The organism is Neisseria perflava, from assembly GCF_019334725.1.
Taxonomy (GTDB): Bacteria; Pseudomonadota; Gammaproteobacteria; order Burkholderiales; family Neisseriaceae; genus Neisseria; species Neisseria subflava_A.
In genome coordinates, this window is the sequence record NZ_CP079818.1 from 1,593,080 (window position 1) to 1,604,970 (window position 11,891).

At 46.9% G+C, this 11,891-nt stretch carries 11 protein-coding genes; 2 read left to right on the plus strand and 9 right to left on the minus strand.

Going from position 1 to position 11,891, the window contains the following annotated elements; all coding sequences use genetic code 11:
* Nucleotides 1-1,356, minus strand: coding sequence for a tRNA lysidine(34) synthetase TilS (gene tilS, locus LPB400_RS07610; protein ID WP_219088615.1), 1,356 nt, complete (start codon nucleotides 1,354-1,356; stop codon nucleotides 1-3).
* A gap of 91 nt (nucleotides 1,357-1,447) precedes the next feature.
* Nucleotides 1,448-2,407, minus strand: a complete 960-nt coding sequence (locus LPB400_RS07615; protein WP_219088617.1) for an acetyl-CoA carboxylase carboxyltransferase subunit alpha — start codon at nucleotides 2,405-2,407, stop codon at nucleotides 1,448-1,450.
* Between the two features lie 204 nt (nucleotides 2,408-2,611).
* On the opposite strand from LPB400_RS07615, the gene LPB400_RS07620 reads away from it, so the two are divergent.
* The gene (locus tag LPB400_RS07620; RefSeq protein WP_219088619.1) at nucleotides 2,612-3,013 is read left to right on the plus strand and encodes an RNA-binding S4 domain-containing protein; all 402 of its coding nucleotides are present in this window, start codon (nucleotides 2,612-2,614) and stop codon (nucleotides 3,011-3,013) included.
* Nucleotides 3,014-3,115: 102 nt separating this feature from the next.
* On the opposite strand, the gene LPB400_RS07625 is transcribed toward LPB400_RS07620, so the two are convergent.
* The 4 genes from LPB400_RS07625 to LPB400_RS07640 form a co-directional block, all read right to left on the minus strand.
* On the minus strand, nucleotides 3,116-4,315 hold the full coding sequence (locus LPB400_RS07625; protein WP_049322759.1) for a hypothetical protein: 1,200 nt from the start codon (nucleotides 4,313-4,315) through the stop codon (nucleotides 3,116-3,118).
* A gap of 96 nt (nucleotides 4,316-4,411) precedes the next feature.
* Nucleotides 4,412-6,175, minus strand: coding sequence for an exodeoxyribonuclease V subunit alpha (gene recD / locus LPB400_RS07630; protein WP_107792034.1), 1,764 nt, complete (start codon nucleotides 6,173-6,175; stop codon nucleotides 4,412-4,414).
* A 132-nt stretch (nucleotides 6,176-6,307) separates the two neighbouring features.
* A complete protein-coding gene (gene lolD / locus LPB400_RS07635; RefSeq protein WP_107792035.1) occupies nucleotides 6,308-6,991 on the minus strand; it encodes a lipoprotein-releasing ABC transporter ATP-binding protein LolD in 684 nt (227 codons plus the stop codon).
* A complete protein-coding gene (locus LPB400_RS07640) occupies nucleotides 6,984-8,234 on the minus strand; it encodes a lipoprotein-releasing ABC transporter permease subunit (protein WP_003746931.1) in 1,251 nt (416 codons plus the stop codon). Before LPB400_RS07640 ends, lolD begins: the two co-directional genes overlap by 8 nt.
* Nucleotides 8,235-8,448: 214 nt before the next feature.
* Between LPB400_RS07640 and LPB400_RS07645 the strand changes: the two genes are divergently transcribed.
* Nucleotides 8,449-8,736, plus strand: coding sequence for a hypothetical protein (locus tag LPB400_RS07645; RefSeq protein ID WP_107792036.1), 288 nt, complete (start codon nucleotides 8,449-8,451; stop codon nucleotides 8,734-8,736).
* 62 nt (nucleotides 8,737-8,798) lie between these two features.
* Here the strand turns inward: LPB400_RS07645 and recR are convergent, their stop codons facing one another.
* From recR to LPB400_RS07660, 3 genes are all read right to left on the minus strand, one after another.
* Complete coding sequence (gene recR, locus LPB400_RS07650) at nucleotides 8,799-9,404, minus strand: recombination mediator RecR (RefSeq protein WP_049348472.1); 606 nt, start codon at nucleotides 9,402-9,404, stop codon at nucleotides 8,799-8,801.
* Between the two features lie 82 nt (nucleotides 9,405-9,486).
* Nucleotides 9,487-11,340 (minus strand): SurA N-terminal domain-containing protein, encoded by a 1,854-nt coding sequence (locus LPB400_RS07655; RefSeq protein WP_107792037.1) that lies wholly within the window; start codon nucleotides 11,338-11,340, stop codon nucleotides 9,487-9,489.
* A 145-nt stretch (nucleotides 11,341-11,485) separates the two neighbouring features.
* Nucleotides 11,486-11,833, minus strand: a complete 348-nt coding sequence (locus LPB400_RS07660; RefSeq protein WP_070460793.1) for an arsenate reductase — start codon at nucleotides 11,831-11,833, stop codon at nucleotides 11,486-11,488.
* Between the last annotated feature and the right edge of the window lie 58 nt (nucleotides 11,834-11,891).

Below are 11,891 nucleotides of genomic sequence, written 5' to 3' on the forward strand. Positions count from 1 at the left end.
CTAATAGTTACTAAACTTAGAGTCAACCACTTTGTCTTTTGCTATATATTTGGCTAACTTTTCATGAACAGGCAGATAGCCTTCCCCTATTTGAACATCGCTTCCCACCCGAAGATTAACAACAGCAAGGCACTTGTTGCCCATACTTAAGACAATCGGCCAATATTTACGGACGAGTGGCACAATATGACACTCTTGCAATAGTTTTTCGACTGATTTTTCCCTTTGTCCTGACTGAATCACATCGCCTTTGACCACACTTCGAAGTACCGCCTGCTTCTCCAACTCCTCTTCTGACAAACCTCCCTTATACGGTAATAAAACAAAACCATTTTCCAGCAAAATATCTTTCAGACGGCCTCGAACTTCGCTGCCATTACACCAAGGCAGTTTTTGAAACTCACTTTCCTGACAAACAAACAGCTTGTCCCGATAGGCGACCAGTTCTCCGTCTGGTAAATTTAACTGCGCCTGATCAGCGGTTTCCAATACTCGGGCAAAATCGGCAATACTGTGATAAGAAGGCAATGATTCCGTTTGCTTTCGCAAAAAATACCAAAGCAGCCGACGACGCAAAAGCGGCGTACATTGCCGCCACCGGCTGATGCTGAATATTCCGTTTGGACTGATGCGCTGGTATTCAGACTCAATCAATTCATCTAAAAGCTGCAAATCTTCCTGCAATAATCGAACATTGGCACAAATTTGCTGCTCAAAATTCGGAATACGCTGCTGCCATTGCGGCAAAGCCTGATTTCTCATCCAATTGCGTAAATAGCCGGAGTCTTCATTACTTTCGTCTTCAACAAAAGACAATCCCCATTGTTGGGCATACTCAGCCAATTTCTGACGGGAAAATGCCAAAAGCGGCCGCCAGATTTGAATCTCTTCATTTAAATCACGCCATACCGGCATAGCCGCCATACCGCGCAATCCACCCCCGCGCACAGCCGACAACATAAATGTTTCGATTTGATCATTACGGTGATGGGCCAAAACAATGATTTTCTTCAGGCCGTCTGAAAATGCCCGATATCGTGCAGCCCTGGCCGCCGCTTCCAAACCTTTTCCTTGTTTTTCCACATTGACACGGCACACCCGCAAGGCCACATTCAGACGCTGACAATAATCCTGACAAAATTTTGCCCAACTGTCGGCATTGGTACTTAAACCATGATGAACATGGACGGCACGCAAATCAAAATGGCGAAATTCACGCATCCGATGCAAAAGATGCAGCAGGACGACAGAATCCAATCCGCCACTCAAGCCAACTTCAACAACAGTATGGCTCGGCAAATCAGGAAAAGCTGCTTGAAAACTTTTAAATAGGGAATCAGGAGATAGTTGCGACATTTCAGACGGCCTGAAATTTTGAATGACTCAAAAATTGAACACAAAAAAAGCAAGCAGCGACGGCATCTGCTTGCTTTTTCAACAGTCAAACTTATTTATCGGTAAATTTACCGTAAGCCATGATGCGGTCGAAACGGCGGGAAAGCAAGTCAGACATGGTCATGCTTTGAGCTTCGCTTAATTGCTGTTCTAAAACGGTTTTAACGTTTTTCATCGTGGTTTCAAAATCACGGTGTGCGCCGCCCAAAGGCTCATCAATCACTTTATCGATGACGTCCAACTCTTGCAGGCGTTTGGCGGTAATACCCAATGCTTGCGCGGCATCTGCTGCTTTTTCAGCAGTTTTCCAAAGAATAGAAGCGCAGCCTTCGGGAGAAATCACCGAATAAGTCGAGTATTGCAGCATATTGACGTAGTCGCCGACAGCCACTGCCAACGCCCCACCCGAACCGCCTTCGCCAATGATGGTGCACAATACCGGCACATGCAGGCGGGTCAGTTCGTACAAATTACGGCCAATGGCTTCAGACTGGCCGCGTTCTTCCGCGCCGATGCCCGGATACGCGCCCGGGGTATCGACAAAGGTCATGACCGGAATATTGAATTTTTCGGCAGTCTTCATCAAGCGCAGTGCTTTACGGTAACCCTCAGGACGCGGCATACCGAAATTGCGGCGGATTTTTTCTTTGGTATCGCGGCCTTTCTGATGGCCGATAACCATCACGCTTTGGCCGTTGAAACGTGCCAAACCGCCGACAATGGCATGATCGTCAGAATAATGGCGGTCGCCGTGCAACTCTTCAAAATCGGTAAAAATACCGTTGATATAGTCCAAAGTATAAGGACGTTGCGGATGGCGGGATACTTGTGAAATTTGAGCCGGAGTCAGCTTGCTGAAAATTGACTTGGTCAACTCGCTGCTTTTCTTTTTCAGTCTGGCAATCTCGTCGGAAATATCAACGGCAGATTCGTCTTGTACGAATCGCAACTCGTCAATTTTATTGGTTAATTCGGCGATGGGTTGTTCGAAGTCCAAAAAAACGGGTTTCATAAAACAAAGCTCTCGGTAACGGTTGCTGACATGATACGCTAATCAGACGTATTTGACAGCATTTCTCAAAGGGAAACTGCCATCTTTTGCAATAAAAAATCTTTCAGACGGCCTTTAACAAAGAAATAGTATATCTGCACTAAACGCATGAAGTGCCGTATCTTATGATAAACTTCAATTCAGTTCAATCATTTCAAACAGGCTATGAAAAACGATCATGATAATACGTCCATGCGCTTGGACAAATGGCTGTGGGCCGCGCGCTTTTTCAAGACCCGCGCGCTGGCACAAAAACATATTGAGCTGGGCAGGGTTTTGGTAAACGGCTCGAAGGTGAAAAACAGCAAAAATATTTCCGCCGGCGACACCATCGACATGACTTTGAATTCCCTTCCCTACAAATTCAAAGTTGCCGCGCTCAATCATCAACGCCGCCCGGCACCGGAAGCGCGTTTACTCTACGAAGAAGACATGAAAACGGCTGCCGAACGCGAAGCTCAAAAACAGCTCGACCAAGCCAGCCGCATCAGTGCCGCTTATCCGGACGGGCGCCCAACCAAACGCGACCGCCGCCAGCTTGACCGTATGAAGCGCGATAGCTGGTAAAGCGTTTCATCCATTTCATCCATTGTTTCAGACGGCCCTATATCCATGCCGTCTGAAAACCAAAAACAGGCAGGACACCCTGCCTGTTTTTATTTGTGATGATTAAAATTTATATTCTAACTGACCACGAATAACGTTTACGTCCTGCTTATCCGTGCCAACGGTAGGCGTAACCTGTTTGCCGGCCAAATAGAAGCCTTTGAGTTTCCAGTTTTTCCAAGGAATATAAGTTGCACCGATTTGCACGCCTTGGACGTTTTTGCTGTAATCCTCAACAGAAGAGACACCGGACAACGAACCGACACGGCGGTAGTTCAAGAATACGTCGTAAGAATTACGGACGTTCCAGTCGGCCGATTTATAGCGCACTTCAGTGAACACGCCGTCATTTTTGATTTTTTGTCCGGCATCATTATAAGCTTTGATATTGGACTTGCTGACCGCGGCCATCCAACGCCAATCGTCATTAAATTTAATGTCCGTACCAATTTCCCCGAAGACCGCGTTTTTCTTCGCGCCGCGTACATCGATGTCTTTCATGTAGCTGACGGTTGCGCCGACGTTGATATTCTCATTCACAGGCAACACGCTTTGAACCGCGGCAAAATGTCTGCGGCGACCGCCAATGCCCCATGCGTTGTCGTTCAGATTGCCGGTACGGCGGCCCGCATAGATTTTGGTCGGCAGGGTTTTATTGTCAAAGAAGATTTCGCCGCCGGTGACTTCGGTATCCCATACGCGGCCGTATGAAGAGAATGCGCCAAATTTACCGACACGCGCTTTGATGTTGTTGTATACAGTCCCTTCGGCATACAGTTTATTGACCGGCACATCATGATCGCCGTTAAATTTACCGGTTTCCAAATCGATATTCGGCTCGATTTGCGCTACCAATTTCCAATCTTTGTACAGTTTTGCGCGTAACCAAAATTCTGCGTTGAAGTTGGCATTGGTGTCTTCAGGCGTCGGATTAACGCTGCTGTTGTTGGCATTGATGTCTTTGGTATCCGCACGTACGCGCAAACCGCCGTTCACAGTCAACAAATCATTGAAAATGCTGATTTTATCGTCATCTTTGCGAATAATGCTGCCGGAATTGACATAATCGTTGGTGGTGGCCAAAGCCGCCGCATCACGACCGCCATCAGCATTCTCTGCCAATGAATAAGATGATGAAGCCAATAAAATACAGGTTGCAATCAGTTTGGTTTGAAATTTCATGCCGACTCTCCAAAAGAAGGTATTGAAAGTGAAGTATTCGATAAAGCGTACAAAATCGTGGATTTTGTAAAAATTATTCATTTTGTTTACTAATTATTTTTATCGTATGTAAATTAGTGTAATCAGTCAAGCAGATTTAAACGCTTTATCCGCTTTCAGACGGCCTCTTGATTCAGGTCAAACAGAAGCCTGCATATCAGGTTGTTCAAACTGCCGTTCCAAGGCATCGGCCAATGCCGTCCTGCGTTTTTGGTGGCATCCCACAGCCTGACACAATTCCTCTGCATTTCCCCAAAACACAAAACGTTCACGCGCGCGGGTAATGGCCGTGTAAAGCAAAGCCTTATCCAATCCTCGGGCTTCCTCTTCGCCCTCCGTCGTTGCAGGCACTGACGGGGGCAACAGCCATACTTCCCGATATTCCGAACCTTGGCTCTTGTGCACCGTCATGGCAAAAGCCGATTCAAAATCGGGCAAACGGCTGATGGTAATTTTTTTGAATCCATCTTTCTCAGGAAAATAGGCAGACAAGCCATTCAACGATTCTTCATCTTTCATAATCAGCCCGATGTCGCCGTTAAACACTTCCAGCATGTAATCATTGTGGGTAATCATGATGATCTGTCCGGCAAACCAAGGCGTTTCGCCCGAAACCTTGCCTTGCCGTTGCAAATATTCTTGATAAGCCTGATTCAAATCATCCGCATCCTGCCGCCAAGCCGCCAATACCACCACATCGGCAGCATGACCATAGGCGAGTGCAACATTATTCTCTGCCACGGCCTGCCAATAATCCTGTTGCTTTTGATACAGCAAAGCAACCTGCTCTTTCAGACGGCCTGATTTCATTTCCAACTCTTTGGGAAACTTGTCAAACTGTTCGACCGCAGTTTGCTTTTCCCCGGATACCACCGCCCTTGCCAAACAACCAATGCCGCTGTCTGCACCAAAACGGTGGCTGAACGTCAATTTGGCATTGTTTTGCGATAAAGCCTGAGGCCGCTCTTTAATCTCAAAGCCATGATTGGGCAGATAAACTTCCAGCTTTTCAGCAGTTTCTTTATCCAAAACCGTCGGACGCGACAACGCCGCCAATACGGCACCCAAGCCAACCGACGGCAACTGGTTTTCATCGCCAAGCAACACCAAACGACAACTGGTCGGCACGGCACGCAATAAATCCAACACCAGCGGCAAATCCAACATCGAAGCCTCATCCACCACCAAAACATCCAAAGCAAGCGGATGTTCATGATTGAACGCGGGGCGCATTTGCGGCGGCCGCAATTTCAACAATCGATGGACAGTCTGCCCTTCCAAGTTTTCCAAATGCGCTTTAATGTTCGGAGACAAATCAAAGCCATCTAAAGCCCGCTGCAAAGCCCGTGCCATATGCGCAGCCGCCTTGCCCGTCGGCGCGGCCAACGCAATACGGGGCAGCTTCGTACTGTTATTGCAAATCAGACCCAAAAGCTTTGCGACGGTCGTGGTCTTACCCGTACCCGGCCCGCCGGTAATCAGCATAAAGTTTTGCAGCAAGGCCAAAGCCGCAGCATCCCTCTGCTCTTTACTGTCTTTAGGATCAAACCAGTCGCTCAGGCTTTTTGAAGCCGCCATGAAATTCACTTCTTCCGCCGCGGCACTTGCCAGCCGTTTGATTTCGACAGCCAAATCATGCTCCAACTGCCACATCCGCCCTAAAAACAATTTCCGGTCTTGCAGGATAAGCGGTTTATCCGCATTGCCGACCAAATTCGGCAAGTTGCTTAAGGCATCGACATCCGCTTTATCCAAATAAATAAACGAATGCCCGTTTTGCAAGGCTGCAAACAGTCGAACCACATAAGGCTCAATAACGGATGCGCCCTGTACTTCGTGGCGGCGGAAAAACGCAATGGCCGCATCTGCGGCAGAGGAAAGGATAGAGTCGGTCGGATTCATGGCTCAAGCTTGATGGATACGGACAAAAGAAAGGCCGTCTGAAAAACAGTGTTTCCATAAATGAAAACCTATTTTTCAGACGGCCTCTATTATACCGTTCAAAGCATAAAATATTTGCCTGAAATAATAACCTTATTGCAGCGCTTGCAGGCTGCCGTCTTTCATGGTCATTACCCGGTCGAAACGTTCAGCCAGCTCGTCATCATGGGTTACCACAATCAGGCTGGTGTTCAATTCGCGTTTCAAATCCAGCATCATGTCCAGCACATTTTGCGCATTTTTACGGTCAAGGTTCCCCGTCGGCTCATCTGCCAACAGGCATTTCGGCTCATTAACCAAAGCACGGGCAATCGCCGCACGCTGACGCTCGCCGCCGGAAAGTTCGCTTGGACGGTGCAGCATACGCTTATCCAAGCCGACCTTTTTCAGCATCTTGACAGCCTTCTCCTCAGCCATCGCCTTGGGCATTTTGCCGATTAAAAGCGGCATCATGACATTTTCCAAAGCAGAAAACTCAGGCAATAGATGGTGGAATTGATACACAAAGCCCAAATAACGGTTGCGCAATTCGCCCAACTGTTTTTGGCTCAAACCGCCCAAATCCTGATCCATCAGTATTACCTTGCCTTCAGACGGCATATCCAATCCACCAAGAAGGTGCAGCAACGTAGATTTACCGCTGCCTGATGAACCGATAATACTCACACTTTCCGCTTCGGCAACTTCAAAATCTAAATGATTCAACACTTGTACATTCAATGCGCCGTCATTATAGCTTTTGCCAACGCCGATACATTTCAAAATTGTCTTACTCATAACGCAAAGCCTCCGCAGGTTGGGTTTTCGCAGCACGCCAGCTCGGATACAGTGTGGCGATAAATGCCAAGCCAAGCGAAATGCAGGCAATAACGGCAACATCTTTCAAGTTCACATCACTAGGCAGGTAATCGATGAAATAAACTTGAGAGTTAATCAAATGAACGCCAAACAGGTCTTCAAAAAACGCAACAATCTTGCCGACATTCCAACCCAGCAATACGCCGCATACCACGCCCACAAGCGTACCGAAGAACCCCGCAAAAGCACCCTGCACCAAGAAAATCTTCATAACGCCGCCCGGGGACAAACCTAACGTGCGCAAAATCGCAATATCGGCTTGTTTTTCCGTTACCGCCATTACTAAGGAAGAGACGAGGTTAAACGCAGCAACCGCGATAATCAGTGTCAAAATGATGAACATCATGCGTTTTTCCAACTCAACGGCTTCAAAATAGCTGCGGTTGTTAAACGTCCAGTCGCGCACCCATACTTCATCTTTTTTAGCATCAGGAATCAACTTGGCAATGAAAGACGGTGCATTCTGCGGATCAGCCAATCGTAAACGCAGCCCACCGACATTTTCTCCCAGTCGATACAAGACTTGCGCATCCTTGATATGCGTCATGGCCAATGTGTTATCGACTTCATAAACACCGGTTTTTACCACACCGACCACATTAAACTGCTTCAAGCGCGGCACCACGCCGGCAGGAGTGACATTACCCTCCGGCGTAATCACAGTAACTTTACCGCCAAGCTCCGTACCCAATGCCTCAGCCAGCCCTTGGCCTAAAATAATATCAAATTCGCCCGGCTTCAAATCGTCGAAACTGCCGGCCGGCATATCCTTGCCGTAATCAACGACATTTTTTTCTTCAGACGGCAAGATACCGCGTATCTGCACACCGCGCACTTCACCGGCATTGGCAAGCAAAGCCTGATCGGAAACATAAGGCGCGCTGGCCAATACTTCCTTTTTGCCTTTTACAAATTCGCGCAAATTCTGCCAACCCGGCGCACTGCCGACATCGTAATAGCCGATTTCTGCATGAGGTGCGACGTTCAACAATTGACCGCGTATCTCTTTCTGAAATCCGTTCATCACTGATAGCACCACAATCAGCGCCGTTACGCCCAAGGCGATACCGGCGATTGAAATCATGGTAATAAATGACATAAAGCCGTTGCGTTTTTTCGCACGCAAATAACGCAGGCCTATCCAAGTTTCTAAAGAAGCCATTCAAAAATGCCTCATTCGTTTGTCAAAAAAGACTTATTGTACCGTAAAACCGACAGGTCGTCCGATTGCCCGACTGATGTGGCATTCAGGGATATAGTGTATGTAAAACCATGTATCTTCCCGTAAATTCCGCCGAAAAACTTGCACAATCGTCCAATCGCCCTTATTCTGAAGCTGTGACTCGTTTTGTCACCATCAAAAAGGAAATACACTAATGAACAGCAAAAAATTCTTGGCCCTCGTATCCATAGCTGTAGGCTTGTCATTCAGCTTCAATGCATATGCCGCCAAAGAAATCAAAATCAGTTCAAACAATACCGCTTACTCCGACGCCGATGTTCAAAAACTGGCAGCCACTGCTGTCGGCATGGGCGTAAAAGAACCTGTCAGCCTCAACAGCGGAAACGGTGTTGTTACCGTATCCGGCAGCAGCGCAACCAAATGCGCATTCAAAGTCGGCAACGGCGATACGCCTCAAATTCAAGGCGTGAGCTGCAAATAATCTGATTTCATCAATGAAAAGGCCGTCTGAAAAACTTTCAGACGGCCTTTTTATATTGCCATTTAAGATTGAATATTCCTTCTATCGTAAACAGCCTGAGCCAAAGTACCAGCATCCACATATTCCATCTCACCACCCAAAGGGATTCCCCTCGCCAATCGACTGACTTTATAAGGAAGATTTTTAAACAATTCCGCCAATACATATGCTGTCGCATCGCCTTCGGCTGTGAAGTTGGTTGCAATGATAATTTCCTCAATATCACTCGCCTGCAAACGGACAACCAGCTTATCTAACGCTACTGCCGAAATATCCATGCCCTGCGCCGGACTGACTTGCCCCATCAGAACGAAATACAGGCCATCATGACAATTAGCCGCCTCCATGCTGGAGACATCCGCCGGCATATGCACAATCATCAAACGGCTTTTATCGCGTTTTTCGTCTGCGCAAATTTCACACAAATCGCCTTCGCAAAATGTGTTGCACATCCGACAATGTTGCACCTGTCTCAAAGCAAACTGCAAAGCATCCACCAACTCCTGCGCTTCTTCGCGTTTGTACTGTAAAAGCTGGTAAGCCATACGCTGGGCGGATTTTGGGCCGACATTGGGCAGGATTTTTAATGCATTAATCAAGCGGACAAAGGCATCAGGATTTTTACTCATGATTTCAGACGGCCTTTAAAAAGATAGCTAAAAATAAGAAAACAGCCGGAATTCATCCGGCTGCCCTACTCAAATACTCTGCTTATTCGGCAGCATTATTAACTTGCTGTGCGCCTTGCTTACGATCGATTTTTTTATCCAAATACTGGAGTAAATTATCGAACACATTGGCAGAAAGCTGCTGAACCAAAGCCTGTTTGGCAGCCGGAATCTGTGAATCGGCATTTTCAGGAGCAGAAACGCTCTGAACTTCCATAATCACCGGCGCAGGCATACCTTCCAACAATGTATACGCAGGTTTGCCGCCGACAGGACGCGCTTTCAGCAAAGCCGCATAAGCTTCCGGAGACATGGTTTTACGTGCATCTTGTGCGCTCAATTGAGAAACAGGCGACCATTGAATATCGGCAGCTTTACCGGCTTTCAATGCGGCCAAAGTTTCTTGGGCTTTCTTCTCCGCCAGTTTGGCAGCTTCAGAGCGCAGATATGCTGCACGGACAGTGTCTTTGACTTCTGCAAATGGTGCAATTTTCTCTTCGCGCACTTCTTTCGCACGAATGACCCAAACGGTATCGTTGTTGATGGCGATCACTTCAGAATTGTGTTTTTTCTTCAGTACATCATCACTAAACGCGGCATTAATCAATGCTTCAGGCAAGCCGGCTTCCTTCGCGCCCGCTTTGGTCACCCACTCATCCAAGTTTTCCACTTTCAAACCTGAATTGGCGGCTGCTTTTGCCAAAGAAGATGGATCATTGAAGGCATCTTCACCCAATTTTTCTTTAGCGGCATTAAAGGCAGAAGCTGCTTTTTTCAGTTTCAAGGCTGCTTCGATACGCGCTTTGGCTTGTTCCAAAGTCGGCTCAGCTTCGACATTCAAAACTTTGATAACGTGATAACCCAAAGATGATTTAACGGTATCGCTGACTTCGCCTTTGCCCAATGCAAATGCCGCTTTATCAAATTCAGGTCCAAAGCCACTGCCGCCGCTTTTGCTCAGGTAGCCCAAATTGCCGCCTTTGTTGCTGCTAGACAAATCTTTGGAGTACTTGGCCGCCAGCTCGGCGAAAGCATCTGGGTGCGCTTTGAGCTCTGCAGCCATTTTATCTACTTCGGCTTTAATTTCCGCATTGCTTGCTTCATCTCCGTTAGGCATAACAGGAATGAAAATATGCGCAATTTCGGCTCTTGGCGACAAATCTACGCTTTTGCTGTCGTAAGCTTTTTGTACTTCTTCTGCGCTGACGGTTTGCTTGTCAGCCAAATCTTTGATGTTCAAAGCCACATATTCCAGCTTAACGGCTTGAGGAATCAAGTAATCTTTCTTATGCGCTTCATAATACTTTTGCAAAGCCGCATCATCTACTTTTACTTGTGCCGCAAATGCTTCAGGGCTGAAAGTAAATGAACGGATGGTACGTGTTGCTTGAGTCAGGTTAATCAACTGACGCGCTTGCGCATCGCTGACCAACGCACCGTTTTGCACCAAATTCAACAGATTTTGCAATTGGAACTGTTCACGGATGTCTTCAACAAACTGATCCTCCGTCATTTTGCGCTGATCCAAATACTTCTTGAGCAAATCCTGACTGAATTTGCCAGAAGCATCATGGAAATTCGGATCATCCACGATAACTTGCTTGATTTGTTCCTGAGACACAGCAATGCCCATCAGCTTGGCACCCTGCTTCAGGTAAGCTCTTTGCAATAAAGATTGGAATATCGCATCACGCGAAGGCGCATTATTGCCGGCAGCCTGCTCATTTTGTATCGCAATCTGTAAAGCATGCTCGCTGACCTTCTCATCCCCGACTTTGACAATGTAATCAGAACCCGGCGAAGACAAGTTATTGGCACCGAATCCGATAAAGGTCAGACCGATGATACCTAAAACAATCTGGGCGGGTGTTTTATATTTTTCAACAATATGGAACATATTTATCCGAAAGAAAAGTTTGGCGCGGCAGCCTGAAAATGCTGCCGCAAAAATCTTAAAATCCTGAAAACAGGCTCAAAGCGCGTATTGTAACGTATTTTTTCGAGGCTTGCTTTTTCAGACGGCCTAAAAACCTAAAAATGCCTTATCCGAAAATTTCCTGATACGCTTCTACTGAAAATCCGACATGAACCTGTCCTTCTTTGACCAATACAGGCCGCTTGATGATACTGGGATTTCCCACCATCAAAGAAATCGCACCTTCTTTTGTCGCGGCAGATTCTTGCGCATCTTTATCCAACTTGCGCCAAGTCGTACCTCTTTTATTGAGCAAAATTTCCAAAGCCGCCTGCTCCAGCCAGCCATCAATCAATTCGGCAGTCGGGGCGTTTTTCTTAAAATCTACAAACTCAAACTCGATGCCGTTTTCCGCCAACCAACTGCGCGCTTTTTTAACCGTATCGCAATTGGGAATACCGTATAGTTTTATCATCTTATTTATCCTTGGTTTTATTCATAAAATCACGAATTCAGGCCGTCTGAAACTTTTC